Source organism: Caulobacter sp. GW821-FHT10A10 (genome assembly GCF_059415745.1).
In genome coordinates, this window is the sequence record NZ_JBWKNV010000001.1 from 305,260 (window position 1) to 326,858 (window position 21,599).

At 69.8% G+C, this 21,599-nt stretch carries 26 protein-coding genes; 9 read left to right on the forward strand and 17 right to left on the reverse strand.

The window, feature by feature from the left end; translation table 11 throughout:
• Nucleotides 1-214: 214 nt before the first annotated feature.
• The 5 genes from AC07NS_RS01520 to AC07NS_RS01540 all read right to left on the reverse strand — a co-directional run bounded on the left by AC07NS_RS01520 (nt 215) and on the right by AC07NS_RS01540 (nt 5,395).
• Entirely contained in the window at nt 215-1,171 is a 957-nt protein-coding gene (locus tag AC07NS_RS01520; RefSeq protein ID WP_494600937.1) for a DMT family transporter, read from the reverse strand.
• 74 nt (nt 1,172-1,245) lie between these two features.
• Nucleotides 1,246-2,553: a family 1 glycosylhydrolase gene (locus tag AC07NS_RS01525; RefSeq protein ID WP_494600939.1), complete on the reverse strand. Its 1,308-nt coding sequence runs from the start codon at nt 2,551-2,553 to the stop codon at nt 1,246-1,248.
• 88 nt (nt 2,554-2,641) lie between these two features.
• Nucleotides 2,642-3,376 carry a helix-turn-helix domain-containing protein gene (locus AC07NS_RS01530; RefSeq protein WP_494600941.1) on the reverse strand — a complete coding sequence of 245 codons (735 nt, stop codon included), beginning with the start codon at nt 3,374-3,376 and terminating at the stop codon, nt 2,642-2,644.
• 208 nt (nt 3,377-3,584) lie between these two features.
• Nucleotides 3,585-4,049 carry a hypothetical protein gene (locus AC07NS_RS01535; RefSeq protein WP_494600943.1) on the reverse strand — a complete coding sequence of 155 codons (465 nt, stop codon included), beginning with the start codon at nt 4,047-4,049 and terminating at the stop codon, nt 3,585-3,587.
• A gap of 98 nt (nt 4,050-4,147) precedes the next feature.
• Nucleotides 4,148-5,395 carry an aspartate kinase gene (locus AC07NS_RS01540; RefSeq protein WP_494600945.1) on the reverse strand — a complete coding sequence of 416 codons (1,248 nt, stop codon included), beginning with the start codon at nt 5,393-5,395 and terminating at the stop codon, nt 4,148-4,150.
• Between the two features lie 171 nt (nt 5,396-5,566).
• On the opposite strand from AC07NS_RS01540, the gene ubiG reads away from it, so the two are divergent.
• The 7 genes from ubiG to AC07NS_RS01575 all read left to right on the forward strand — a co-directional run bounded on the left by ubiG (nt 5,567) and on the right by AC07NS_RS01575 (nt 10,487).
• Nucleotides 5,567-6,343, forward strand: coding sequence for a bifunctional 2-polyprenyl-6-hydroxyphenol methylase/3-demethylubiquinol 3-O-methyltransferase UbiG (ubiG, locus tag AC07NS_RS01545; RefSeq protein ID WP_494600947.1), 777 nt, complete (start codon nt 5,567-5,569; stop codon nt 6,341-6,343).
• Between the two features lie 35 nt (nt 6,344-6,378).
• Entirely contained in the window at nt 6,379-6,648 is a 270-nt protein-coding gene (locus AC07NS_RS01550) for a type II toxin-antitoxin system VapB family antitoxin (protein WP_494600950.1), read from the forward strand.
• Complete coding sequence (locus tag AC07NS_RS01555; protein WP_494600952.1) at nt 6,645-7,037, forward strand: type II toxin-antitoxin system VapC family toxin; 393 nt, start codon at nt 6,645-6,647, stop codon at nt 7,035-7,037. Before AC07NS_RS01550 ends, AC07NS_RS01555 begins: the two co-directional genes overlap by 4 nt.
• Before the next feature lie 50 nt (nt 7,038-7,087).
• Complete coding sequence (locus AC07NS_RS01560) at nt 7,088-7,465, forward strand: hypothetical protein (protein WP_494600954.1); 378 nt, start codon at nt 7,088-7,090, stop codon at nt 7,463-7,465.
• 138 nt (nt 7,466-7,603) lie between these two features.
• Nucleotides 7,604-8,689, forward strand: coding sequence for a glycine zipper 2TM domain-containing protein (locus AC07NS_RS01565; RefSeq protein ID WP_494600956.1), 1,086 nt, complete (start codon nt 7,604-7,606; stop codon nt 8,687-8,689).
• 105 nt (nt 8,690-8,794) lie between these two features.
• On the forward strand, nt 8,795-9,106 hold the full coding sequence (locus AC07NS_RS01570; RefSeq protein WP_487288085.1) for a glycine zipper 2TM domain-containing protein: 312 nt from the start codon (nt 8,795-8,797) through the stop codon (nt 9,104-9,106).
• 106 nt (nt 9,107-9,212) lie between these two features.
• A complete protein-coding gene (locus tag AC07NS_RS01575) occupies nt 9,213-10,487 on the forward strand; it encodes a cation:proton antiporter (protein WP_494600958.1) in 1,275 nt (424 codons plus the stop codon).
• On the opposite strand, the gene AC07NS_RS01580 is transcribed toward AC07NS_RS01575, so the two are convergent.
• The 4 genes from AC07NS_RS01580 to AC07NS_RS01595 are packed head-to-tail and all read right to left on the reverse strand — an operon-like array spanning nt 10,480 to nt 12,829.
• Nucleotides 10,480-10,914 carry a DUF1178 family protein gene (locus AC07NS_RS01580; protein WP_494592670.1) on the reverse strand — a complete coding sequence of 145 codons (435 nt, stop codon included), beginning with the start codon at nt 10,912-10,914 and terminating at the stop codon, nt 10,480-10,482. The two genes, AC07NS_RS01575 and AC07NS_RS01580, sit on opposite strands and share 8 nt — an antisense overlap.
• 15 nt (nt 10,915-10,929) lie before the next feature.
• Entirely contained in the window at nt 10,930-11,769 is an 840-nt protein-coding gene (locus AC07NS_RS01585) for a carbon-nitrogen hydrolase family protein (protein ID WP_494600960.1), read from the reverse strand.
• Nucleotides 11,766-12,020, reverse strand: a complete 255-nt coding sequence (grxC, locus tag AC07NS_RS01590; protein WP_110120192.1) for a glutaredoxin 3 — start codon at nt 12,018-12,020, stop codon at nt 11,766-11,768. The genes AC07NS_RS01585 and grxC overlap by 4 nt, the downstream gene beginning before the upstream one ends.
• A gap of 29 nt (nt 12,021-12,049) precedes the next feature.
• Nucleotides 12,050-12,829, reverse strand: coding sequence for a ComF family protein (locus tag AC07NS_RS01595; protein WP_494600962.1), 780 nt, complete (start codon nt 12,827-12,829; stop codon nt 12,050-12,052).
• Here AC07NS_RS01595 and AC07NS_RS01600 point away from each other — a divergent pair.
• The gene (locus AC07NS_RS01600; RefSeq protein WP_494600964.1) at nt 12,828-13,739 is read left to right on the forward strand and encodes a methyltransferase domain-containing protein; all 912 of its coding nucleotides are present in this window, start codon (nt 12,828-12,830) and stop codon (nt 13,737-13,739) included. The two genes, AC07NS_RS01595 and AC07NS_RS01600, sit on opposite strands and share 2 nt — an antisense overlap.
• Before the next feature lie 160 nt (nt 13,740-13,899).
• Here the strand turns inward: AC07NS_RS01600 and AC07NS_RS01605 are convergent, their stop codons facing one another.
• Together AC07NS_RS01605 and mutT are read right to left on the reverse strand one after the other, a co-directional pair.
• Complete coding sequence (locus tag AC07NS_RS01605) at nt 13,900-15,327, reverse strand: family 43 glycosylhydrolase (protein ID WP_494600966.1); 1,428 nt, start codon at nt 15,325-15,327, stop codon at nt 13,900-13,902.
• A gap of 46 nt (nt 15,328-15,373) precedes the next feature.
• On the reverse strand, nt 15,374-15,802 hold the full coding sequence (gene mutT / locus AC07NS_RS01610) for an 8-oxo-dGTP diphosphatase MutT (protein ID WP_494600968.1): 429 nt from the start codon (nt 15,800-15,802) through the stop codon (nt 15,374-15,376).
• 86 nt (nt 15,803-15,888) lie between these two features.
• Between mutT and AC07NS_RS01615 the strand changes: the two genes are divergently transcribed.
• Complete coding sequence (locus tag AC07NS_RS01615; RefSeq protein ID WP_494600970.1) at nt 15,889-16,224, forward strand: PRC-barrel domain-containing protein; 336 nt, start codon at nt 15,889-15,891, stop codon at nt 16,222-16,224.
• A 186-nt stretch (nt 16,225-16,410) separates the two neighbouring features.
• On the opposite strand, the gene AC07NS_RS01620 is transcribed toward AC07NS_RS01615, so the two are convergent.
• The 6 genes from AC07NS_RS01620 to AC07NS_RS01645 all read right to left on the reverse strand — a co-directional run bounded on the left by AC07NS_RS01620 (nt 16,411) and on the right by AC07NS_RS01645 (nt 21,472).
• Nucleotides 16,411-17,001, reverse strand: coding sequence for a hypothetical protein (locus tag AC07NS_RS01620; RefSeq protein ID WP_494600972.1), 591 nt, complete (start codon nt 16,999-17,001; stop codon nt 16,411-16,413).
• Entirely contained in the window at nt 16,998-18,251 is a 1,254-nt protein-coding gene (locus tag AC07NS_RS01625) for a M48 family metalloprotease (RefSeq protein WP_494600973.1), read from the reverse strand. The genes AC07NS_RS01620 and AC07NS_RS01625 overlap by 4 nt, the downstream gene beginning before the upstream one ends.
• Nucleotides 18,251-18,940: a hypothetical protein gene (locus AC07NS_RS01630; RefSeq protein ID WP_494600975.1), complete on the reverse strand. Its 690-nt coding sequence runs from the start codon at nt 18,938-18,940 to the stop codon at nt 18,251-18,253. The genes AC07NS_RS01625 and AC07NS_RS01630 overlap by 1 nt, the downstream gene beginning before the upstream one ends.
• 66 nt (nt 18,941-19,006) lie before the next feature.
• Complete coding sequence (locus AC07NS_RS01635) at nt 19,007-20,047, reverse strand: beta-eliminating lyase-related protein (protein ID WP_494600977.1); 1,041 nt, start codon at nt 20,045-20,047, stop codon at nt 19,007-19,009.
• Between the two features lie 54 nt (nt 20,048-20,101).
• The gene (locus AC07NS_RS01640; protein ID WP_494600979.1) at nt 20,102-20,518 is read right to left on the reverse strand and encodes an OmpA family protein; all 417 of its coding nucleotides are present in this window, start codon (nt 20,516-20,518) and stop codon (nt 20,102-20,104) included.
• 57 nt (nt 20,519-20,575) lie between these two features.
• Entirely contained in the window at nt 20,576-21,472 is an 897-nt protein-coding gene (locus tag AC07NS_RS01645; protein WP_494600981.1) for an EamA family transporter, read from the reverse strand.
• Nucleotides 21,473-21,599: the final 127 nt, after the last annotated feature.

Here is a 21,599-nt window from a genome sequence, read left to right on the forward strand (position 1 = left end):
GTTGAGGACGTTTATGAGCCTTGCCGTTTGAACCCGACCTGAACGCGCCTGTTCATGTTGGTGTCAGGTTTGCGGGCCGCCTTTCCGAACCACTCTTCCCCGTAAAATCCCCGCGAAAGCGGGGACCCAGGTGTTTTATCGTCGAATGCGGCGGGTTGCAGAAAAAGCCTGGGTCCCCGCTTTCGCGGGGATTTTACGGAAGGAGGTGGTGGAGCTACTCCCCCGCGTGCGCCGCCCCCGGTCGATGCAGCCGCACCGACCACAGCACGCCCGCCAGCATCAGCACGATGGCCGACCACTCCAGCACGTGCGGCCAGCGGCCCTCGTGCAGGAAGCCGTAGAGCAGGGCGAACAGGGTCTCGAACACGATCAGCTGGCCCGACAGCGACAGCGGCAAGAGGCGACTGGCCCCGTTCCACAGGCCGTTGCCGATCACCGAGGCCCCGATGGCGACGGCGAAGCTGACCATCCAGAACCAGCCCCAGGCGGCGGGCGCATGCACCTCGCCTCCCATTGGGCCGCCCATCAGGAAGGCCGGAACGACCAGCACCAGCGACAAGAGACCCGTGACCAGGCCCGTCAGCAGCGACCATTCGTGGCTGCTGAACTTCGGCGTCGCGGCCAGGCGGCGGGCGTTCCAGACGGCGTAGGCGGTCCAGACCGCGAGGGCCAGGGTCGCGCCCAGCACGCCCAGGATCAGCTTGCCGACCGGAACGTCCGACGGCGTCGTGAACACCGCCACGTTGATGCACACCCCGCCGGCGATGATCAGGGCCAGCGGCGCGGCCAGGGCCCGCAGCGGAGCCCCCTCGCCTTTCCGAGCGCCGGCCAGGGTGATGGTCACGGGCAACAGGCCGATGATCAGCGAGGCCAGGGCCACGCCCGCCGTCTGCACCGCCACCGACAGGCCCACATAGTAGACGAGGTTGCCCAGCAGGCTCAGCCCGGCGAGATCCCGCCAGTCGCGACGATCCATCCGCGCCATCACCGACCGCCAGCTCGGCGCCAGCAGCACGGCGGCGGCCAGGCCGTAGGCGATGTAGCGTCCGGCGGTCATCTGCAGCGGCGTGAAGGCCTCCAGCAGCTTCGGCGCCAAGAACACCCCGCCCCACAAGGCGCCGGCGACAAGACCGTAGAGAAGACCAAGCAGGAGGTTCCGGGGACTGATCATGCCCCCGGACCTAGCAGGCGCGCGACACCCTGGCTTTGGCGAAAGCTCCCGAAGACGGAGCGGATGCTCCCACCTCAGCCCGCCAGGCCGTTGGCCCGGGCGATCGCGCCCAGCACGTGGGCGCTGGGCTTGGGCGACCGAGCGAAGGTCTTCCGGTCGACCGCGACCAGGCCGAACTTCTGGGCGTAGCCCTGGTACCATTCGAAATTGTCGAGCAGCGACCAGTGGATGTAGCCCAGCACCGGCACGCCCTCGTCGATCGCCTGCTTCAGGCTGGCCAGGGCCGGCGGGATGAAGGCCGCGCGCAGGCGGTCGTCCTGGGTGCTCAGGCCGTGCTCGGTGACCAGGATCGGCCGCTTGGTCGCCTCGTGGACGTAGCGCACCGAACCGCCCAGCGAGGCCGGGTAGATCTCGGTGTGCATGTCGCTCTGCGGCGCGCCGTGCGGCGGCGGCAGGGTCCCGTCGGCGTCGATCTGGGTGCGGACATAGTTCTGCACGCCCACGAAGTCGTCGTCGCGCGCCGCCTCCAGCCAGACGCCATAGGCGGCCGCCCGCTTGGCGTCGCGCTTGCTGCTGGCGCCCACAGCCTGATCGTCGGCCACCGACAGGCTCATCCCCACCGGCAGATCGCCGCGTACGGCCTTGATCGCCGCCCTGCCCTGGCGATGGGCGGCGACGAGGTTCGGGACCATTGGGGCGAACTCCTCGGCCCGGAACATGAAGCCGCCGGGGAAGCTGGCCGCGCCGACGGCCCTGGCCGCCGCCGCGCGGTTGGCCGCCTTCTGGTCGTAGGCCTTGGCCGGGATCGGCGTCCACAGCAGCAGGGCCGGCAGGTTCGGCTCGTTCAGGGTCACGGCGTAGCCGATCTGGTCGCCCAGATGGCGCATGGCCCGGTCGCAGAAGGCGGCGAACAGGGCCGGCGCGTCCGCGCTGGTCCAGCCGCCCGCCGCCGTGAACCAGCGCGGGCACGAGAAGTGGTTGAAGGTCACCACCGGCGTCAGGCCGCGCGCGCGGCAGCCCTCGATCATCGCCTTGTAGTGGTCGAGCATGGCGATCGAGACCAGGCCCCGCTCCGGCTCGATCCGGCTCCATTCCAGCGAGAAGCGATAGGTGTTCAGCCCCAGGGCCTTCACCAGATCAAGGTCTCGCGGCCACAGCGCGAAACTGTTGACGCCGTCGCCCGACGGCTCGGCGAAGCCGCGCGGCTCGAGGTTTTCCATCAGCCAGAAGTCGCTGGCGACGTTGTTGCCCTCGATCTGGTGGCCGGCCGTCGAGGCGCCCCACAGGAAGCGGTCGGGGAACTTGGGCGAGGCCGCCTGGGCCTTGCCGGCCGGCAGGGCGGCCAGGGCCGCGGCCTGCAGCATAAGGGTGCGACGATCCACGATTTCCTCTCCCATGTTTTTCCAACATGGGCGGCGGTCGAGGCTTCGGATCCAAGTCGATAGGCTGCGGCGAGCGATAGATTTACCGCTACCATCGCCCCTTTCGCCAGGCGGCCGGGGTCACGCCCAGCACCGCCTTCATCCGCCGCGTCAGGGTGCTTTGGTCCCCGTGCCCGGTGCGGGCGGCGATCTCGGCGATGGAGAGGGCAGGATCCTCCAGCAGACGCTGGGCGGCCCGCAGCCGCGCGTCGGTCAGGGCCGCATGCGGGGTCGCGCCGTAGGCGGCGGCGAAGCGGTCGAAGAAGCGGCTCTGGCTCATGCCCGCCTCGGCCGCCAGATCGCGGACGGTCAGCGGCTGATGGTAGCGGGCCTCGATCATCGCCGCGGCGCGGGCCAGGCGCGGATCGACGGCGATCGGGCCGCTCGACAGGCCGCGCAGCAGCAGCGGCGTCCACAGCCCCGCGACTCCGTCGTCGATCCCGCCCGGCGCCTCGCCCGACAGGAACGACAGCAGGCCGCGCACCGGGCTGGTGACGCAGGCGAACGGCTTTTCGCGCAGGCGCTCGAACGGCGCCATCAGGGAAGACCCGATGTCGGCCACCACGAACAGGTTCTCGCCGTCGGCGGCGCAGACGTGGCGCGTGCCCGGCGGGATCACCGCCGCGCTGCCCGGATCGACCCGGCCGCCCTTGCCGTCGATCTCGATCTCCAGCACGCCGCGGCGCGGCAGCACGATCTGGTCGAAATCGTGGGCGTGCGAGATGGCTTCGACGCTGTAGCGGCGGAAGGAAAGCTCGGCGGGGGCGGTCAGGTCGTGGCCCATGGTGATGTTCTAGCGCCGGGAACGGATGCGTCCCACCCGCCGCATCGACAAAAATCCCGCCTCCCTAGGCCTCGTGCCTAGGGCCCATGGCCGCGCCAGGCTGTGCGCCACAGGACGCTCTCCGCCAATGTGGCCGCCAAGAACACAGAACTCAGGAACAACGGAAGCATGGATCCTGGGCACGAGGCCCAGGAAAGCAAAGAAGGGGTCAGCCGTGACCCGGCAGGGCCAGGGGCTCCTCGGCGTCCATGACCAGGCGGCGGGCCTGCTCCAGGGCCGCGTCGATGTCGCTCTCGATGAACTCGACCTGCAGGTCGGTCAGCGGGTGCGGCGCGGCGATGACATTGCGCAGGTAGTCGCGCTTTTCCGGCTCGGTCATGGTCCACCAGCCGACGGTGTGGCCTTCCTCGATCACGGCGTCGCCCATGGCCAGCAAGTCGTCGGTGTCGAAGATCGGCTGGCCGGGCTTTTCCGGGAACCACTGGCCGTCGTCCGGCAGGGCCTGGTCCAGCTGGCGCAGCAGCGCGGCCAGCCACGGGCTGACCAGCAGCGGCTTTTCGTAGCCGTCGCCGAACTTGGCGCGCAGCAACAGGTCGTAAAGCAGCTCGAGGCCGGCGTCGCCGTGGAAGGTGACGGTCTTGGCGGCGGGGTCGAACTTGAAGACGTCGGGCATGGGACTCTCGAAGGCTGGTGCGCCTTCATAACGTCAGAGCACGACGTTTAGGCAACGGCGATCCCCTCGCCCCGCCTGGGACGAGGGGATGCGCGTTCTTACAGCTGGTCCAGGCCGTACACGGCGTGCAGGGCGCGGACGGCCAGTTCGGTGTAGGCCGCGTCGATCAGGACCGAGATCTTGATCTCCGAGGTCGAGATGACCTGGATGTTGATGTTCTTCTCGGCCAGGGCCGCGAACATCGACTGGGCGACGCCGGCGTGCGAACGCATGCCCACGCCGATCACCGACACCTTGGCGACGTCCTCGTTGACGGCCACGTCCTCGAAGCCGATCTCGACCTGGGCGGCGCGGACGATCTCGACGGCGCGGGCGGCGTCACGCTTGCCGACGGTGAACTCCATGTTGGCGGTGTCGGCGCTGCGGGCGCGCGACTGCACGATCATGTCGACGTTCACATTGGCGTCGGCCAGACGGCCGAAGATCTGCGAGGACACGCCCGGATGATCGGGCAGGCCCAGCAGGGTGATCTTGGCTTCGTCGCGGCTGTAGGCGACGCCCGAGACGATGCGCTTTTCCATGATTTCTTCCTCGTCGCAGACGATCGTACCTTGGCCCGGGGCTTCGCCCGGCTCGACGAAACTCGACAGCACCCGCACCGGAACGCGATGGGCCATGGCCATCTCGACCGAACGGGTCTGCAGCACCTTGGCCCCCAGCGAGGCCATTTCCAGCATCTCTTCGTAGCTGATCTTGGCCAGGCGCTTGGCCTTGCTCTCGATCCGCGGGTCGGTGGTGTAGACACCATCGACGTCGGTGTAGATGTCGCAGGCGCCCTTCACCGCGGCGGCGATGGCCACGGCGCTGGTATCCGAACCGCCACGGCCCAGCGTGGTGATGCGCTGCTTGCTGGTCACGCCCTGGAAACCGGCGATGACGGCGATCTCGCCGGCCTCGAAGCAGGCTTCCAGGTTCTGGGGCGGAATGTCCTCGATACGGGCGCTGCCGTGCGCCTCGTTGGTGAGGATCGGCACCTGCCAGCCCAGGAACGAGCGGGCCTTGTGGCCCATGTTGCGCAGGGTCATGGCCAGCAGGCCGGCGGTCACCTGCTCGCCCGACGCCACGACGGCGTCGTACTCGTCGTCAGACTCCGGAAGGCCCGCGGCGGCGCGGCCGGCTCCGTCCGTCCAGGCGACCAGCTCGTTGGTCTTGCCCGACATGGCGGAAACGACGACGGCGACCTGCTTGCCCGTGGCGACTTCCGCGGCGACCAGGCGCGCCACCCGGCGGATGCGCTCCAGGTCGGCCACCGAGGTGCCGCCGAACTTCATCACCAGACGTGACACGTCTCTAAATCCTCGAACCAAAGCGGTTTTTTCTTGCGCCTTCGCGGCCGGAACCCGTCCTTCCGCGCAAGCCCGCGCCTTCTAGCGGGGCCTTGGCGCAACGGCAATGTCGCGGATGTGTCTTTTTTCTCGCGGCATGGCGCGAAAAATTGGCCGTGCTAGATACCAGCCATGACCAGCGCAGCCCCCGACACCGCCGCGAACACCCCCAACTGGAGCATCGACCCCGCCGACGTGGCGCGGTTCTCGGCCATCGCGGCCGAGTGGTGGGACCCCAAGGGCAAGTTCGCGCCGCTGCATGTCTTCAACCCCTGCCGGCTGGGCTTCATCCGCGAGCAGGCGCTGGAGCGCTTCGGCCGCGACGGCAACGAGCGCGCGCCGTTCGAAGGCCTCAGCTTGATCGACATCGGCTGCGGCGGCGGCCTGCTGAGCGAGCCGATGGCGCGCCTGGGCTTCTCGGTCACCGCCATCGACGCCTCGGAAAACAACATCAAGACCGCCGCGGCCCACGCCGCCGAGCAGGGCCTGTCGATCGGCTATCGCCCGGCCACCGCCGAACAGTTGGTCGCCGAAGGCGCGGGGCCGTTCGACGTGGTGCTGACCATGGAGGTCATCGAGCACGTGGCCGATCCGGGCGCCTTCCTGCGCACCTGCGCCCAGCTGCTCAAGCCCGGCGGCCTGATGATCGTCGCCACCCTGAACCGCACGCTGAAGGCCCTGGCGCTTGCGAAGATCGGCGCCGAATACGTGCTGCGCTGGGTGCCGCCCGGCACCCACGAATGGAAGCAGTTCCTCAAGCCCGAGGAACTGCGCGCCTTCCTGGCCGGCGAGGCGGTCGAGATGCAGGGGCCGTTCGGCGTCGCCTACAACCCGCTGACCGGCCGCTGGAGCCGCTCCACCGACGTCGACATCAACTACATGATGACGGTCACCAAGCCGGCGGCGTGACGCTGATCGTACGTAATGGTACGATTAGCACCGCGATGACGAAGTTCGAGACCATCGAGATAGAAAGTCAGGTCGTGGCCAACGCCCGCGAACTGGCTCGTCAACGAGGCAGCAGCCTGTCCGACGCCATCGACGTCGCCGTGCGCGCCACGCTGGCGCATGACCGCCAGGAGAAGGCCGTCGCAGACAAGGCCACGCGACGCGCGGCGGCCCTGGAGTCGCTGAACGCCTACTGGTCCCTGCCTCACGCGGGCGAAACCCTCACCGACGCCGATCTCTACGACAAGGACGGCCTGCCACGATGATGGTCGTCGACGCTTCCGCTCTCGTGGCCATCCTTTTCAAGGAGCCGGATTGGGAAGCGTATTTCGAGACTCTCGTCGAAGCGGGCGAGGCCGTCATGTCGCCGGTCAACGCCTGGGAAGTCCACGTCCGCGCCCATGCCCGTGACGGCGAGGAAGGCCGCGTGAGCGCCGAGGCGCTTCTGTCCCATCTCGGCGTCACCGTCGCCGCGATCGACGAACGACACCTCCGGATCGCCCTGGAGGCCCGAGAACGCTACGGTCGCGCGGTGCTGAATCTCGGCGACTGCTTCGCCTACGCCCTGGCCAAGACACACGGCGACGGGGTCCTGCTCTACAAGGGCGACGACTTCGGCCGCACCGACCTGCGCTCGGCCCTGAAAGAGGCTTGACGACGCGCGGCCGCGCGCCAACCTCCGGCTGTAGCCCTGGAGTCCCCCCAATGCCCGCCCTGCTGCTCGCCCTCTCCGCCGCCCTGCCCTCGCTGGCCGGGGATTTCGACGGGGACGGCAAGGCCGACCTGGCGAAGCTGGAGCCGCGCGGCGGGGCCCACGTGCTGGTGGTCGAGCGCGGCGCCGCGCCGGGCAAGCCCGAGACCGTCACCCTGGTCGCCGATACGGCGGGCTTCTTCATCGCCGCCCAGCCGGCCGGGACCTATCCGACCACCTGCGCCAAGGACGTCGGCGCGCCCTGCGCCGCCGACGAGCCGCGCCAGGTCGAGCTGAAGGCCCCCACCCTGTCGTTCGGAACCGAGGAAGCCTCCATGGCCGTGGCGGTTTGGACCGGCGAGCGCTTCGCCGTCACCTGGCTGACGGACTGATCCCAGTCCTTTTCCGAGACCTTTTCCGGGAACCTTGACCTTCCCTGGGGCTTATTCCGCCGCAGGGACTTGGAACCCGGATCGGCGCCTCTCGTGGGGCGGAGCGCCCGATCCGTTCGTCGGAACGGAGACTTCCCCATGACCTCCCGTCGTCTGGCTTGGCTGATGGCCGGCGCCGTCGCCATCACCTCGGCCGCGCCCGCCATGGCGCAGTACGAAACCCAAAGCGACAGCGCCTACCAGCAGCAATTGCAGACCTATCAGCAGCAGCGCTCGTCCTATGAGGCGCGCCGGGCCGACTACGACAGCCGCCAGGCCCAGTACGACGCCGACCGCGCCGCCTATGAGCGCGCCCGCGACGACTACGACCGCCGCTATGGCCGCGGGGCCTATGACCGCCGCTATCCCAGCGAGGCCAGCCGCTGGCGCACGCCGGCCTACCCGACCAGCAACGACTACTACGCCGAACAGCGCCAGTTCGAGGCCGACCGCGCCGCCTATCAGCGCGCCCGCGACCGTTACGACGCCCGCAACGGCCGCGGCGCCTATGACCGCCGCTATCCGGACGAAGCCCGCCGCTTCGACACACGGGGCTATGACCAGGCCGACGCCTCCGACTACGACGCCCAGCGCCGCCAGTGGGAGAGCGACCGCGCGGCCTATGAGCGGGCCCGCGACGACTATGATCGCCGTTACGGCCGCGGCTCCTATGACCGCCGCTACCCGGACGCCGGCGATCGCTACGAGACCGATCCCTACGCGAACAATCCGCCGCCGCCCGTCTATGGCGACAACACCAGGCTCTCGGGCGGAAGCTACAGCGATCCGTGCCGTGACGACGCCAAGCGCAACGCCACCGCCGGCGGGGTGATCGGCGCCCTGGCCGGGGCGGTGATCGGCTCCAACGTCGCCGCCCGCAACGCCAAGACCGAAGGCGCGGTGCTGGGGGCCGTGGTCGGCGCCGGCGCCGGCGCGGCCATCGGCAACTCGGCCGCCAAGGCCCGCTGCGACAGCCGCGGCCAGTACTGGTCCTACGACGACACCGTGCCCTATCGCGAAAGCGCCGACTATCGCGACCGGGCCGGCGGCTATTCGGAGTGGAACCGCTACAACGAGCGCAAGTGCCGCCTCGTCCAGGCCCCGACCGAGTACCAGGGCCGCACCGAAAGCCGCTACGTCCGCGTCTGTCCCGACAGCGACGGCCGCTATCGCGTCGACGGCTGATCCACAGCCAAGTTCTCGCGTCGGGCTCTCGACATAGAACCGACGCGGAGCTTCGGCGTTATCCCCCGCAAGGGACATAGAACAACACTCTCAACGGAGGTCGCCATGCGCGCCCAAATGAAAACCCTGATCGTCGCGGTGAGCCTGGCCTTCACCGCCTCGACCGTCGCCGTCACCGTCGCCGAGGCCCAGCAGCGCCGCGAGCGCGTCCTGGTCTGCAAGAGCACCAAGAAGTCGCGCAACAAGGGCACCGTGATCGGCGGCCTCAGCGGCGGCGCGCTCGGCGCGGCCGTTGCCGGCAACGGCGCCAAGACCGAGGGCGCGATCCTCGGCGGCGTGGTCGGCGCGGTCGCCGGCAACCAGATCGCCAAGCATAATTCCAAGAAGAACTGCCACTACGAGTACCGCTACCGCTAAGCCGGCAGCGACAAGCGGCGGCAGGCCGCTTCGAAAGGTCGAGGGGCCCGTTCGCGAGGACGGGCCCTTTTTCGTTTCCCTTCGCCCCCCGGCGCGTTGGAGCACGATGGCGCTAGACCCCTACATCCTGTTTCTCCTCGGCGTCGGCGTGATCGTGCTGCTGGTCGCCTGGCTGCCGATGGCGCTGCGCAACCTGCCCCTGTCGCTGGCCATTCTCTGCGTCGCCATCGGCGTCGTGGTGTTCCATGCCGGCGGCCTGCCGTTCCGGCCCGATCCCCTGCGCTTCTCCACCCTGACCGAGCGGCTGACCGAGCTGGTCGTGCTGGTCTCGCTGATGGGCGCGGGGCTGAAGATCGACCGCCGCCTAGGCTGGAAGGCCTGGAGTTCGTCCTGGCGGCTGATCGCCGTCACCATGCCCCTGACCATCGCCGGCGTGACGCTGATCGGCGTCTACGGACTTGGATTGGGCCTGGCCTCTGCCCTGCTGCTGGGCGCGGCCCTGGCCCCGACCGACCCGGTGCTGGCCTCCGACGTGCAGGTCGGACCGCCGCGCTCGGGCGAGGACGGCGAGGCGCGCTTCGCCCTGACCTCCGAGGCGGGGCTCAACGACGGCTTCGCCTTTCCGTTCGTGCACCTGGCCGTGGTCGCGGCCGCCGGCGGCGGCTTTTTGTCGGCCGAGCGCCTGGGCCACTGGCTGGCCTTCGACGTCGGCTGGCGGATCGCGGCCGGGATCGCCGTGGGCTGGGCGGTCGGCAAGGCCCTGGGCTGGATCACCTTCAAAGCGCCCCGCGCGCGCCTCTCCGGCACCGGCGACGGCCTGGTGGCGCTGGGGGCGACCCTGTTCGCCTACGCCGTGGCCGAGGCGGCGCACGGCTACGGCTTCCTGGCCGTGTTCATCGCCGCGCTGGCGCTGCGGGCCACCGAGCGCGACCACGAATTCCACGAGGCCATGCACGACTTCGCCGAGCAGGTGGAGCGCCTGCTGATGATGCTGGTCCTGGTCATGCTGGGCGGCGCGATCGGCGGCGGGCTGCTGGCGCCCCTGACCTGGAAGGACGCGGGCCTGGGCCTGGCGCTGCTGTTCGTCGTGCGGCCGCTGGCCGGCTGGATCGGCCTGCTGTGGGCGCCGCACTCGCGCCGCGAGCGGGCGATCGTCTCGTTCTTCGGGATACGCGGGATCGGCTCGTTCTACTACCTGGCCTGGGCCCTCAACCACGGCCCGTTCGACAACTGGTCGCGGCTCTGGGCGATCACCGGCTTCGTCGTCCTGGGCTCGATCCTGATCCACGGCGCGACCGCCACGCCCCTGATGCGCCGCATCGACGACTGGCGGCGCGGCGCCGGCCTCATGGGACCCAAGGAACGCGGCGAGCCTAGTTGACCTGCGTCTTCTTCGGCGGCGCGGGCGGCAGGGCGGCGACCTTGACGCCGTCCTCGAGCAGGGCCTTCACCTCCTTGGGCGAGGCCTCGCCGTAGATGCCGCGCTCCTCGGACTTGCCCTCGTGGATGTCGCGGGCCTCCTTGGCGAAGCGGTCGCCGACATAGTCGAAGTTCTCCTCGACCTCGCGGCGCACCTCGCTCATGGCGGTCATCATCATCTCGCGCATCTTGGCGTCCGGCTCGGGCGCGGAGCGCTGGGCCTTGGTGCCGGCCACGGCGGGAGCCATGATCTGCTTGCGCACGCCGGTCGAGCCGCAGACCGGGCACTCGACCAGGCCGCGGGCGGCCTGGTCGTCATAGTCGCCCGACGAGCCGAACCAGCCTTCGAACTCATGTTCGTGATCGCAGGCGAGGGCGTACTTGATCATGACGTCAGTATGGGCTCACGGCCCGACGAAGTCGCGGGCGTTGGTCAGGACCGGGATGGCCGCGCGCGCCTTGTCGGCGGCCGCCAGGTCGAGATCCGCGATCAGCACGCCCGGCTCGTCATGGTCAAGCTTGCCGATCACCTCGCCCCACGGGCCGATGGCGATCGAGCGGCCCCAGGTGCCGCGTCCGTCCTCGTGGAAGCCGCCTTGCGCGGCCGCGATCACGAACGAGCCGGTCTCGATGGCCCGGGCGCGCAGCAGGATGTCCCAGTGCGCCTCGCCGGTCGGGCGGGTGAAGGCGGCGGGCGCGGTGATCACCTTGGCGCCCGCCAGCGCCAGGGCCCGGTGCAAGGCCGGAAAGCGCATGTCGTAGCAGATGGTCAGGCCGGTCGGGCCCAGCGGCGTGTCGACCACCACCGCCCGCTCGCCGGGGGTGTAGACGGCCGACTCCCGCGCGGTCTCACCGGTCGGCAGCTGCACGTCGAACATGTGCAGCTTGTCGTAGGTCGCCACGATCGCGCCCGAGGGGTCGATCACGGCCTGCCGGTTGGCGGCCTTGCCGTCCTCGCGCAGCACCAGGGCCGAGCCGACGTCGATCCAGACGCCGTATTCCCGCGCCAGGGCCTGCAGGCCGCGCACCACCACGTCGTCCTCAAGCGGGACGAGGGTCGGCAGCAGCTTCTCCTTGTCCTTCTGCAGCACGTTGACGCCCTCGGGCGTCAGGATGAACGCAGCGCCCGCCTCGGCCGCCTGCCGCACCAGCGGCGCGACATGCTCCAGCGCGGCGGCCTGGGTGGCCGGGGTTCGCGTCTGGACCAACCCTACACGGACAGGGCCAACTCGGACCGTGGTCATGCGGCCAGCAGCGGGTCGAGCTTGCCCTCGCGCTCCAGCGCCATCATGTCGTCGCAGCCGCCGATGTGCTGCTCGCCGACGAAGATCTGCGGGAAGGTGGCGCGGCCCGAACGGTCGATCATCTCCTGGCGCAGCTTGGGATCCATGCCCGCTTCGATCTCGGAGAAGTCGGCGCCCTTGTCGTTGAGCAGCTTCAGGGCGCGGGCGCAGTAGCCGCAGAAGGGACGGGTGTAGATGGTGACCTTGGCCATGTCGGTTCCAAAAGCTCGGATTCCAGCCCTCATATAGGACGGGTTCGCATTTCTGTAACGCGCGCGACGACAGTCAGGTCGACAGCCGAAGCTCCGGCCGCCAGCAGCGCTCGCGCGCAGCCCTCGGCGGTGGCCCCGGTGGTCAGCACGTCGTCGACCAGCAGCACCCGTTTTCCCTCGACCAGCGAGCGCTTGCGATCGGGCACGGCGAAGGCGGCGGCGACGTTGCGGCGACGGCCGTCGGCCGACTTGCCGCCCTGGCTGGCGGTGTCGCGTTTGCGCACCAGGGCGTCGGCCAAGTAGGGCCGCCCCGCCGCGCGGGCCAGCGGCCGGGCGATCTCGGCGGCCTGATTGTAGCGGCGGCGCAGAAGCCTCGCGCGGTGCATGGGCACGGGCAGCACGACGTCGGCTTCCTCCAGCAGGTCGGGCGCGGCGCGCGAGATCCAGCGGGCGAACAAGCCAGAAAGGTCCGTGCGGTCGGCGTGCTTCAGCTTCAGGATCAGATCCCGCGAGTGTTCGTCATAGAGGCAGGCGGCCCTGGCCCGCGCGAAGGTTCGCGGTCTCGCCAGACAAAGCGCACACAGCGGCTCGCCCTGATCGAACGGGAACGGCGCGCCGCAGCCGTCGCAGACGGGGCCGTCCAGAAAGACGATGCGGCTCCAGGCCCCGGCCGACAGTCCGGAGGTCAAGGCCGGCTCGCCGTCGAAGGCGCGCGGCGGCAGGATCAGGTCGAGCAAGCCGCGTCCGAGACCGGTCAGGCGCGGGCCGGGTTTCCATTGTCGAAGGAAATCGCCATGTTCCGCCCGCATGACCAGTTCGCCCCTCCTCTTCGACCGCGACCTTCTCCGAGCCCGCCTCGACCGCGCCGCGCCCCACTTCGGCCAGGCCGGCTTCCTGAAGGCGCGCGCCGCCGGTGACGCGGTCATGCGGCTGGAGGCGATCCTGCGGGAGTTTCCGGTCGCCGTCGATCTCGGAAGCCGAGACGGCGCTTTCCGCTCAGCGCTCTCCGAAAGCGATGCGGCGGCCAAGATCGGCCTGCTGATCGACACCGACCTTTCGGCCCGCATGCTGGCTGGACGGACTGGTTCGACCGTGGTCGCCGACGAGGAGCGCCTGCCGTTCGGCGACGAGACGCTGGACCTGGTGGTCTCGACCCTGGCCCTGCACTGGACCAACGACCTTGTCGGCGCCCTGATCCAGATCCGCCGCGCCCTGCGGCCCGACGGCCTCTTCATCGGCGCCCTGTTCGGCGGAGCCACCCTGACCGAGCTTCGCCAGTCGCTGATGGCCGCCGAGGACGAGATCGCCGGCGGCGTCTCGATGCGCGTCTCGCCCTTCGCCGACACGGTGGATGCGGCGGGACTGCTGCAACGCGCCGGCTTCACCCTGCCGGTGGCCGACGTCGACCGGGTCAAGGTGCGCTACGCCCACCCGATCGCCCTGTTGCAGGACCTGCGCCGCATGGGCGAGACCAGCGTGCTGCTCGACCGCTCGCGCAAGCCGCTGAGCCGCAAGGTGCTGTTCCGGGCGCTTGAGATCTACCAGCAGCGCTTCGCCGAGGCCGACGGCCGCGTGCCGGCGACCTTCGAGATCGTCACCGCGACGGGCTGGGCGCCGCACGCCAGCCAGCAGAAGCCGCTGCGGCCGGGGTCAGCGAAGATGCGCTTGGCCGACGCCCTGGGGGTCAAGGAACAGCCGGCGGGCGACAAGGCGGGCTGAGGAAACCTCCCCCTCTGGGGGAGGCGGCCGAAGGCCGGTGGGGGGCCGTTTTCAGCTTCCGCAGCCTTGGTCATTTTCCGTCCCGCTCCCCCCACCGATCGCTTCGCGATCACCTCCCCCACAGGGGGAGGTTCCTTGGATGACGGGCCGATCTCGTTGGTCAGCTCACCAGCCAAGTCGCCGCCGCGCGGGTCTTGGCGTCCGTGGCCGTCCCCACCACCACCGCGCCGTCGCGGTGCATCAGGTAGCGGCCGCTCTTCTCCCGCTCCTTGAACGACACGCCCTTGCCGGCCAGGCCCTTCACCCGGACGAAGGTCGCCACCCGGTCGGCGAGAGGATTGGACGCCTCGACGATCACCTTGTCGTCCGCGATGTCTAGTCCGGAGGCCGGCTGCAGGATCGGCTCCAGCGTCACCTGGCCAGATGGACCCAGCACCTGCCGGATCTGGATCGTCGCCAGCGGCCCCTGGCCCACGCTCACCGCCTGGCCTTCGACCTTCAGGAACGCGCCCGGCCGATCCAGCGGCGACAGGCGATCGGGGATCACGCCCCGCCCCGCCGGCACGCCGAAGTCCGGCATTCCGTCGGGCTTGTAGTAGAGCCGCTGCACCCGCGTGTGGCGGTTGGGATCGAACAGCGGATTGCCCTTGATGGCCTTGTAGTCGCGGCCGTGGAACACCAGGACGTCGCGGCCCTGCTCGTCCACCGTGAACGAGTTGTGGCCCGGGCCCCAGACGCGCGTCTCTTCCGACGACACGAACACCGGGACCGGCGACTTGCTCCATGAGGCTTCCGACATCAGGTCGGCGTCCGCGTCGGCGGTCAGCAGGCCCAGGCAGTAGCGGTCGTCGGTGGCGCTGGCCGAATAGGCGATGAACACGCGGCCGTTGCGGATCAGGGCGGCCGGGGCCTCGGCCACCTTGTAGCCGCGGGTCTCCCAGTCCAGCGTCGGCACGGTCAGGCGCACCGGCGGCCGGGCCAGGGTCAGGGGCGTGGCCAGCGGCGCCAGGTAAAGGTTGCTGTTGGTCTTGATGCCCGGCTCGGTCTGCGCCCAGCAGATGTAGCGCACGCCCTTGTGGCTGAAGACCGTGGAGTCGAGCGTGAAGGTGTCCCACGGGGTCTGCAGTTGGCCCAGCAGACTCCAACGGCCCGACAGGGCGTCGCGGTCCTGGCAGCGCAGCACATAGGTGCGGATGTGGAACGGCTCGCCCGCGTCGCCGGCCGCGAAATACATGTGCCAGGCGCCGTCCAGCCAGTGCAGTTCGGGCGCCCAGATATAGCCCCCCAGCTTGCCGTCCTTGGGCCTGCGCCAGATCACCGCCTCCTCCGCGGTCGCCAACCCGGCCAGGGTGCGCGACCGGCGAATGATCAGCCGGTCGTATTCCGGCACCGAGCCGGTCAGGTAGTAGAAGCCGTCCGTATGCTTGAAGACCTGGGCGTCGGCCCGCTGGCGGACGACGGGATTGAACAGCGGGGCGGCCGGCGCGGGCGCGGCGATCACCCCTCCGGAAACGGCTGCTCCGGAAACGGTCAGGGCCCCGGCCCCCGCCAGCATCACGCGCCGCGAAGGCTGCAAGTCGAAAGTCACCGCTCGTTTCCTCGGACGTTTCGCGCCTTCGCGCTATTTGTCTGAGTTAAAGCACATCCCGCAGCCAGGCGACCAGCGGAAGATCGGCCGGCGGCATGTCGTAGTCCGACAGCTGGGCGGGCTTCACCCAGGCCATCGCCTTGTGCTCCTTGGCCGTCACCTGTCCCTCCCAGCGCCGCAGCAGGTAGAGCGGCATCAGCAGGTGGAAGGTCTCGTAGGTGTGCGAGGCGAAGACGAAGGGCGCCAGGCACGCCTGGGCGACCGTGATGCCCAGCTCCTCGTGCAGCTCGCGGATCAGGCATTGCTCGGGCGTCTCGCCCTTCTCGACCTTGCCGCCGGGAAATTCCCACAACCCGGCCAGCGACTTGCCCTCGGGCCGCTGGCAGATCAGCACCCGCCCGTCGACGTCGATCAGGGCGGCGGCGGCGACCAGGACGATCGGGCGGTCAGTTGGCGGGGCGGCGGGCGTGCTCATGCCCGATCCATCGCGAGCTTCGCCGGGGTTGGCAACTCCCCCTGCGCGAGGCGCGTTGCCGAAGGGAGCTTCAAAGGAGAAACGCCATGGCCGTCGACGATCGTCTGGTGAAGAGCGGCGACCTGATCGGCACGCCGGTCACCGACCCCAAGGGCCACAAGCTGGGCGTCATCCGCGAGGTGTTCGTCGATCGCGACGCCGGCATCGGCCGCTATGTCGCCGTCGAGCCCGCCGGCCTGTTCACCGGCGGCAAGTACCATCCCCTGCCCTGGCGCGTGCTGACCTTCGACGACAAATCGGAGGCGTATGCCGTCGAGATCACCAAGGACCGCTTCAAGGACAGCCCCGCCTACGACCGCGACCAACTGGCAAAGCCCTCCTACGGCTGGGCCGAGCAGGTGGAGCGGTATTTCGAGGGGTGAGGCTCAGTCCCTCTCCCAACTTCCCGTCATTCCCGCCCTTGTGGCGGGAAGCCCTCTATCGGCCGCAAGGGCAAGAGGGGGCGACGTGCTCAGCACGTCGCTTGCGCCTCACGTGAAAGCGGAACCAGGGGTTCCCGCCACAAGGGCGGGAATGACGGGAGGGTTGAGAGGCTTGAGACTAAAGCCTCACCCCACCTTCACCGAGCCCAGCACCGTCTCCACTTCCGGCAGTTCGGCGGCGAAGTAGTGCTCGCTGGGCGCCAGGAACAGGACGACGTAGAGCTTGCCGTTCACCTCGGCCACCTGGGCGGCGCCAGAGATGTCGAGGCCTTCCTTGGTCTTGGCCTTGAGGTCAAAGCGCAGGCCGTCAGCCGAGCCCACCTTGGCCGGGCGCAGGTTGTCGGTCTCGACCCGCTGATAGTCGAGGGCCGCGACGCTGTCGGTGACGAACTCCACCAACTCGGTCGGCGCCATGCCGGCGCGGTAGGTCGGGGTCGGGCGCTCCTTGGCCGTCGGCTTGACCATGAATTCGCCGGGCGCGAGGCCGTCGGTCACGTAGAGGCGGTTCAGCAACGGGCCGTCCATCGACAGCAGCCGCACCTTGGCCGGGCGGGCGAACATGATGGCGCTGATGTCCGACCACTCGTGGCCGAGGGTGACCTGGGCGGTTCCGACCTTGTAGGGGCCGGCCGGGGCCGAGGTGACGCTGACGCAGGCCGACAGGCTCATGAGCAGGGCGGAGGCGGCCAGCAGACGGATCGTGTTGGTGCGGATCATGTCGCGCTTCCTTCGGAGAGTTTCTTGAGGCTGGCCTCGACCAGCCAGCGGTCCTGCGCCTGGGGGGCGCGGGCGAGATAGGTTTCGTAGGCGGCCTTGGCGCCCGGGCGGTCGCCGGCCTGCAGGGTCAGGTCGCCCAGGGTGCGCCAGGTGGCGACCGGCGCGTCGGAATAGGTCCCGGCCTGGGCGTAGGCCTTGCGGGCCAGTTCCAGGTCGCCTTCGCCGCGCCGCTGGCGATAGGCCTCGGCGCGGTAGAAGGTCAGCAGGCCCTGGTCCTCGCCCTCGGCCGCCAGGCGGTCGATCAGGGCCAGGCTCTGGCCGTAGTCGCGCCGGCGCAGATCATCCTTCAGCCAGGCGGCCAGGTGCGGGCGGATGACGGCGCGATAGGCCTTGCGGTCGGCGGTGGAGGCCTTGGTCGGCGTGCGGGCGGCCAGGTCGTCCAGCGCCTTGACCCGCTCGCTGCTGACCGGGTGGGTGCTGAAGATGTTGGAGCGGGCTTCCTGGTCGCGCACGCGCTTGAAGCTCGACGAGCCGGTCTCGGCGATCAGCGAGCGCCACAGGGTGGCCCCGGCGGCCGGGTCGTAGCCGGCGGCGACGGCCCGCTTGAAGCCCAGGCCGTCGGCCTCGACCTCGTTCTCGCGCGAATAGCCGAAATAGGCGGCCAGCTGACCCAGATACAGCAGGTCGTTCAGCGCGCCGGCGGCGCGCATGATGTCGTTGGCGCCCTGGGTCGAGCCGGCGTTGACCGCCGCCCCCATGGCCACCGCCGCCACCGCGAACTGCACGGCCATGGTCGCGCCCAGCCGGGCCTTCAGCGCCCGATAGGCCTCGATCGAGTGGTTCTCGGCGAAGTGGCCGACCTCATGGCCCAGCACGAAGGCCAGCTCGTCCTCGCTCTGCACCCGCAGCAGCAGGCCCGACCACACCTCGCCATAGCCGTTGGGAGCCATCTGGGCGTTGAAGAACGGCCGGTCCATCACATAGACGCGGATGTCGCCCTGGTACTCGGGCGCCAGCTTGGCGACGACGCCGGTGACATAGGCGTTCAGCGCCGGGTCGCGGTTGCGTTCGACCGACTGGCGGGCCGCCAGCTCGGCCTTTTCGGACAGCGCCCAGATACCGCCCTCGTCGGAGGTGTCGGTCGGGCGCAGGTGCGGGGCGCGGGGTTGGGCGCCCGCCGGCGCGACCGCCAGGACGGCGGCGGCCAGCAGGGCCAGGCCCTTCGCCCTGGGGCGAAGGACGCGGGGCATCAGAGCGGCGCGTCCTTCAGCAGGGCCTTGGCGAAGGTCTCCGCGCCCTCGGGCGAGCGCATGTCGGAGTCCGTGCCGGCCACGGCGACGTTGAACCACACCACCTTGCCGGTCTTCAGGTCGACCAGCGAGGTGAAGGCGTATTGCTGGGCCATCGGCATGCTGACGCCCAGCAGGGCCGCGCCGACCATGGCCGCCTTGCGGCCGCCGCTCGAATAGGCGCCCCGGCCGTAGGTGAACAGGGCGTAGTCGGCGTCATAGGCCTGGGCCAGGGTCTGGGTTCCGCTGCCCAGCGTCCAGTCGAAGCTCTTCTTGGTCGGCAGCGAATAGAGGCCGTAGTTGAAGCCGCGGATCGAGTTGCCGACGGCCTCGTGCAGGCGCAGCAGCTGGAGGGCGCGCGGGTCCTCGACCGAGGTCGGATCCAGCGAGCGGAAGACGTGCGACTTGGCCGTCGCGGCCTCTTCCAGTTCGCGCTTGATGTTGCCTCGGGCCTGGCTGGACCAGTCGGCGCGCGCCTCCTGGATGCCGGTCACGGTCAGCAGGCCAAGCTCGATGTCCGGCTGGACGATCAGGATCTTGGCGCCGGCGGCCGGCCTGGTCGGCGACTTGTCGGCGAGACGGGTGTTGGTCGTGGTGCAGGCGGCCAGAAACAGGCACGCCGTGACGGCGACGCTACGAAAAACGGACACGGTGAGCCCCCAGATATGCCCCCGACTGTTTCAACCCCGAAACAGTCCCTCGCACGCATAGCGCTGCTATGCGGGTTCGTCGAGAGCAATCTTGGCGAGAGCGATGCCCAACTGCTCTACCATTTCAGAGGTGGTCGCCCACGAGCACATGAAGCGGGCGGAACCGTCCAGGAAGCGGTAGACGAACCAGCCCTCGCCGCGCAGCCGGTCCAGCGCCGCGTCGCTCATCTGAACGAACAGGCCGTTGGCTTCCACCGGGTGCAGGATCGGATAGGGCATCAGCGCCGCAAGCTTTTGCGCCATGGCGTTGGCGTGCGCCGCGCGGGCCGCCCAGGGGCCGGTCCCGCCGGTCTCGTCCAGCAAGCCCAGCCACGGCGCGGCCAGGAACCGGCCCTTGGAGACCAGCTGTCCGGCGTGCTTGATCCGCGAGTCCAGGCGGCGGCGGTGGGCGGGGTCAAGGAACACCACCGCCTCGGTCGGAGTCGAGCCGGCCTTGGTCCCGCCCATCACGAGAATATCGACGCCCAGGCGCTTGACCGCCTTCAGGTCGAAGCCGGCGGCCACGGCGTTGGCCAGCCGCGCGCCATCCAGGTGCACGCCATAGCCCTTGGCCTTCACGGGATCGATCAGGGCCTTCAGCGCGGCCTCCGAATAGACCGTGCCGTACTCGGTGGCCGTGGTCAGCGACAGGGCCGCCGCCGGCTGGCGGTAGGAGACGTCGGGCTGGGCCAGGGCCGCCTCCAGCGCCGAAAGCTCGATCTTGCCCGACGCTCCCGGCAGGCCGATCAGCCCCACGCCCTGGCCGAAGAAACCCGGCGCGCCGGTCTCGTCGGTGCAGATGTGGGCGTGCTCGTGGGCCAGCACCGCCTCGTGCGGCGAGGCCAGCAGGGTCAGGGCGAAGGCGTTGGCCGCCGTGCCCGACGGCATGAACTTGACCTCGGCGTCGGCGTCGAGCGCCGCGCGGATGCGGTCGCCGGCCGCCTGGCTGACGTGGTCGGTCCCATAGCCCGACGCCGTGCCGGCGTTGGCGGCGACCAGCGCCTCCATCACCTCGGGCATGGCCCCGGCGACGTTGTCGGAAGCGAAGTCGTAGCGGGCGGCGGTCATGGGCGATCACTCAGGAAAGGAACGCCGCCTCGATGCCGGGGCGGCGGCGCCTTTTCAAGAGGAGACCCGCCAGGAGACCAGGGCCACGCGGTTGGCCTCGAGCGGTCCACGCGTCTGGACCAGCAGACTCGTCGCGCGCCGGGGCCTGGCCCGCCTCGACGCCTTGTCCAGCTCGTTGAACGCGTCGGCGACGCTCTGGGCGCGCTCCAAAGGCAGCGCCCTCAGGAACCGGGACCGCTCGGCTTCGTCCATGTAGCCGATCACTTGCACCGAGTCGCCGTTGCGCGGGTTCGGCCGTTCCTGGAACGCCTTGAACACCGCCTCGAGCTCGCTCCATTGCCGGGCGCCGATCTTGGCCGAGTCCGTCTCGAAATGGATCGCCATCGGCTCGCTCCAGCCGCCCTCGGCCGTCGCGATCGCCGGAACCGCGGCCAGACCCGCCGCACCGATCAGAAATGTCCTGCGCTGCATCACGCCCTCCCCTACATGGCGAAGGTCGAGCGCGCGCAACCTGACGTCAAGTCGGGATCAGGCCGCCTGCGCCGCCCGCAGCGCCCGGATCTTCGGCCACAGCATGTTGACCGCCAGGCCGGCCAGCACCAGGCCCGCCGCCAGCAGCTTCCAGGCCGGCAGGCCCTCGCCCAGCAGCAGGGCCGAGGCGCTCATGCCGAACACCGGCACCAGCAGGGCCATCGGCGTGATGGTCGCGGCCGGGTGGCGGGCCAGCAGCCAGCCCCAGGCGCCGTAGCCGAACATGGTGTTGCCCACCGCCTGCCAGGCGACGGCCAGCCAGGTGCCGAAGCCGGCTTCGGTCACGCCCTTGACCATGGCCGAGGGTCCCTCCAGCCACAGGGCCATGACCAGCAGCGGCGGGATCGAGAACAGGCTGGCCCAGACCACGTAGCCCAGCATGTTCACCGGCCCGGCCTGGCGCGCGACGATGTTGCCGCAGCCCCAGCTCAGCGCCGCCAGCAGACCCAGCGCCACGCCCAGCGGCGTGGCCGAGCCGCCGCCGTGCAGGGCGATGATCGTGATCCCGGCGACGGCCAACAGCAGGGCCACGATCTGGAAGCCCCGCACCCGCTCGCGATTGATCTGCATGGCCAGGGCGATGGTGAAGAACACCTGGGTCTGCAGGATCAGCGAGGCCAGGCCCGGCGAGATGTGGCCCTTCATGGCCACGAACAGCAGGCCGAACTGCCCCGCCCCGATCAGCAGGCCGTAGCCGGCGAGGTTGAGCCACGACACCGCCGGCTTCTTGACGAAGAACACCAGCGGCAGAAGCACCAGGGTGAAGCGCAGGGTGGCGAAGGTCAGCGGCGGCAGGTGGTTCAGCGCCTGGCGGATGACCACGAAGTTGGTGCCCCACACCGCCACCACCGCCAGGGCCAGAAGGAAATGGCGAAGCGGCAGGGAACTGGGCATGGGGGTACTCCTCGGACGGCTCCTAACTAGGCCTTGGAAATGCTGGAGGGAACCTTCGGCTGGGCCAGCAGCGCCCCCTTTTTCTCCGTGCATCCCCGCGAAGGCGGGGATTTGACGGATGAGGTGT

Coding starts and splice junctions, on each gene's coding strand:
- AC07NS_RS01520 (WP_494600937.1), bottom strand. CDS start 1,171: ATGATCAGTCCCCGGAACCTCCTGCTTGGTCTTCTCTACGGTCTTGTC.
- AC07NS_RS01530 (WP_494600941.1), bottom strand. CDS start 3,376: ATGGGCCACGACCTGACCGCCCCCGCCGAGCTTTCCTTCCGCCGCTAC.
- AC07NS_RS01535 (WP_494600943.1), bottom strand. CDS start 4,049: ATGCCCGACGTCTTCAAGTTCGACCCCGCCGCCAAGACCGTCACCTTC.
- ubiG (WP_494600947.1), top strand. CDS start 5,567: ATGACCAGCGCAGCCCCCGACACCGCCGCGAACACCCCCAACTGGAGC.
- AC07NS_RS01550 (WP_494600950.1), top strand. CDS start 6,379: ATGACGAAGTTCGAGACCATCGAGATAGAAAGTCAGGTCGTGGCCAAC.
- AC07NS_RS01555 (WP_494600952.1), top strand. CDS start 6,645: ATGATGGTCGTCGACGCTTCCGCTCTCGTGGCCATCCTTTTCAAGGAG.
- AC07NS_RS01560 (WP_494600954.1), top strand. CDS start 7,088: ATGCCCGCCCTGCTGCTCGCCCTCTCCGCCGCCCTGCCCTCGCTGGCC.
- AC07NS_RS01565 (WP_494600956.1), top strand. CDS start 7,604: ATGACCTCCCGTCGTCTGGCTTGGCTGATGGCCGGCGCCGTCGCCATC.
- AC07NS_RS01570 (WP_487288085.1), top strand. CDS start 8,795: ATGCGCGCCCAAATGAAAACCCTGATCGTCGCGGTGAGCCTGGCCTTC.
- AC07NS_RS01575 (WP_494600958.1), top strand. CDS start 9,213: ATGGCGCTAGACCCCTACATCCTGTTTCTCCTCGGCGTCGGCGTGATC.
- AC07NS_RS01580 (WP_494592670.1), bottom strand. CDS start 10,914: ATGATCAAGTACGCCCTCGCCTGCGATCACGAACATGAGTTCGAAGGC.
- AC07NS_RS01585 (WP_494600960.1), bottom strand. CDS start 11,769: ATGACCACGGTCCGAGTTGGCCCTGTCCGTGTAGGGTTGGTCCAGACG.
- grxC (WP_110120192.1), bottom strand. CDS start 12,020: ATGGCCAAGGTCACCATCTACACCCGTCCCTTCTGCGGCTACTGCGCC.
- AC07NS_RS01600 (WP_494600964.1), top strand. CDS start 12,828: ATGACCAGTTCGCCCCTCCTCTTCGACCGCGACCTTCTCCGAGCCCGC.
- AC07NS_RS01595 (WP_494600962.1), bottom strand. CDS start 12,829: ATGCGGGCGGAACATGGCGATTTCCTTCGACAATGGAAACCCGGCCCG.
- mutT (WP_494600968.1), bottom strand. CDS start 15,802: ATGAGCACGCCCGCCGCCCCGCCAACTGACCGCCCGATCGTCCTGGTC.
- AC07NS_RS01615 (WP_494600970.1), top strand. CDS start 15,889: ATGGCCGTCGACGATCGTCTGGTGAAGAGCGGCGACCTGATCGGCACG.
- AC07NS_RS01620 (WP_494600972.1), bottom strand. CDS start 17,001: ATGATCCGCACCAACACGATCCGTCTGCTGGCCGCCTCCGCCCTGCTC.
- AC07NS_RS01625 (WP_494600973.1), bottom strand. CDS start 18,251: ATGCCCCGCGTCCTTCGCCCCAGGGCGAAGGGCCTGGCCCTGCTGGCC.
- AC07NS_RS01635 (WP_494600977.1), bottom strand. CDS start 20,047: ATGACCGCCGCCCGCTACGACTTCGCTTCCGACAACGTCGCCGGGGCC.
- AC07NS_RS01640 (WP_494600979.1), bottom strand. CDS start 20,518: ATGCAGCGCAGGACATTTCTGATCGGTGCGGCGGGTCTGGCCGCGGTT.
- AC07NS_RS01645 (WP_494600981.1), bottom strand. CDS start 21,472: ATGCCCAGTTCCCTGCCGCTTCGCCATTTCCTTCTGGCCCTGGCGGTG.